The organism is Natrinema sp. H-ect1 (genome assembly GCF_041821105.1).
Lineage (GTDB): Archaea > Halobacteriota > Halobacteria > Halobacteriales > Natrialbaceae > Natrinema > Natrinema thermotolerans.
Map to the genome: position 1 here is coordinate 1 of NZ_JBGUBA010000024.1, position 2,270 is coordinate 2,270.

Consider the following 2,270-nt stretch of genomic DNA (forward strand, 5'->3'; position numbering starts at 1 on the left):
ACACCCCGAGTCTATCGATCTCGTCTTCTACGAGTGGCCTCAGTGGTATCTCTTTTTCAGGTGGGTTTCGAGCTTAGATGCGTTCAGCTCTTACCCCGTGGTGCGTCGCTGCCCAGCACGTGCCCTTTCGGACAGCTGGTACACGAGTGGCACCCATTCGTAGTTCCTCTCGTACTATACGAACGTTCCCGTCAGATACCGTAACACCCCCAATAGATAGCAGCCGACCTGTCTCACGACGGTCTAAACCCAGCTCACGACCTCCTTTAATAGGCGAACAACCTCACCCTTGCCCGCTTCTGCACGGGCAGGATGGAGGGAACCGACATCGAGGTAGCAAGCCACCCGGTCGATATGTGCTCTTGCGGGTGACGACTCTGTTATCCCTAAGGTAGCTTTTCTGTCAGCAATTGGCCGCATCAAGCAGCCTAATTGGTTCGCTAGACCACGCTTTCGCGTCAGCGTCCGTCGTTGTGCCGGACACTGTCAGACTTCCGTTTGCTCTTGCGCTCTTTTCCGCGTCTCCGACGCGGATGAGGAAATCTTGGGGCGCGCCCGATATCTTTTCAGGCGCGTACCGCCCCAGTCAAACTGCCCGGCTACCAGTGTCCTCCGCCAGGAGTGAGAGTCGCAGTCACCATCGGGTAGTATTTCAATGCTGGCTCGGTGGCCCGCTAGCGCGGGTACCTGTGTACCGCCTCCTACCTATGCTGCACAATGGCGACCACGTCTCAGTGACAGCCTGCAGTAAAGCTCTATAGGGTCTTCGCTTCCCCTTGGGGGTCTCCAGACTCCGCACTGGAACGTACAGTTCACCGGGCCCAACGTTGGGACAGTGGCGCTCTCGTTGATCCATTCATGCAAGCCGCTACTGAAGCGGCAAGGTACTACGCTACCTTAAGAGGGTCATAGTTACCCCCGCCGTTAACAGGTCCTTCGTCCCCTTGTACGGGGTGTTCAGATACCTGCACTGGGCAGGATTCAGTGACCGTACGAGTCCTTGCGGATTTGCGGTCACCTATGTTGTTACTAGACAGTCGGAGCGCCCGAGTCACTGCGACCTGCCCCATTGCAGGGCAGGCATCCCTTATTGCGAACGTACGGGACTAACTTGCCGAATTCCCTAACGTCGGTTGCTCCCGACAGACCTTGGCTTTCGCCGCCACGAGTACCTGTGTCGGATCTCGGTACGGACAGTGTGTTTGCCTTTTCACGGGCTCTAGGTTGACCTCTCTTGCGCTATCCTATCATTCGGTCGCTTCGTGCCATTACGGCTTCCACGAACTTCGATAGTTCGACCGGGCGAAAGCCCGGCAGAGGCGGCCCCAAAGCGTTGGCTTTGAGTACACACTGGCATAGGAATATTAACCTATTTCCCTGTTGTCAGCTTCGACTTACGGGCTGACTTAGGACCGGCTAACCCTCAGCTGATCAGCATTGCTGAGGAACCCTTACTCGTTCGGCCGTCGGGGTTCTAACCCGACTAACGCTGCTACTATGACCAGGATTTTCGTTACTGAACGGTCCACACGACTTCTCAGCCGTGCTTCCACCCGAACAGAACGCCAACCTACGAGATCACCAGTCTGAGTGGTGCTGCTAGGTCTCGGTGGTAGACTTGAGCCCCGATCATTTTGGGCGCCTCAAACCTCGGCCGGTAAGCTGTTACGCTTTTCTTAGAGGGTAGCTGCTTCTAAGCTCACCTCCCGGCTGTCTAGGGCTTGAGACCACCTTCGATCGCACTTAGTCTACACTTGGGGACCTTAACCCAGCTCTGGGTTGTCTCCCTCACGGTACACAGGCTTACCCCGTGCACCGGACTCCCTGCGTCAAACGACGTTCATAGGTTCGGAGTTGGACAGGGGGGCACACTCCTCTCGGAGTGCGGTCCCCCAATCCGTCGCTCTACCCCATGAACTATCTCGGCAGAGGTCATGCTTCGACATGTTTCGGTTGGAACCAGCTGTTTCCGGACTCGATGGGCCTTTCACCCCTAGACGTAGGTCACGAGAGGGTATTGTAGGACACCAACTCTAACAGGCCTCCACGTGCCTTTCGGCACGCTTCGCCTTGCCCACGCCTAGATCGTCCGGTTTCGGGTCGTGCCCGTTTGACTCCCCGCGCTTGAACACGGCGGCCCTCGTGCAAAGCACTGCGGCCATGTCGGTTTCCCTACGCCTTCCTCGATGATCGAGTTAGACTCGTCAAACAGGCACACTCCCTGGTTCGTTTTTCAAAACGTACGACAGAACACCGGCTTCCCAAACTTC

1 rRNA gene is annotated in these 2,270 nt (G+C 56.7%); it reads right to left on the reverse strand.

Annotated features, from left to right (window positions below):
- Window positions 1-2,270, reverse strand: a 23S ribosomal RNA gene (locus tag ACERIM_RS19435); the annotation flags it as partial.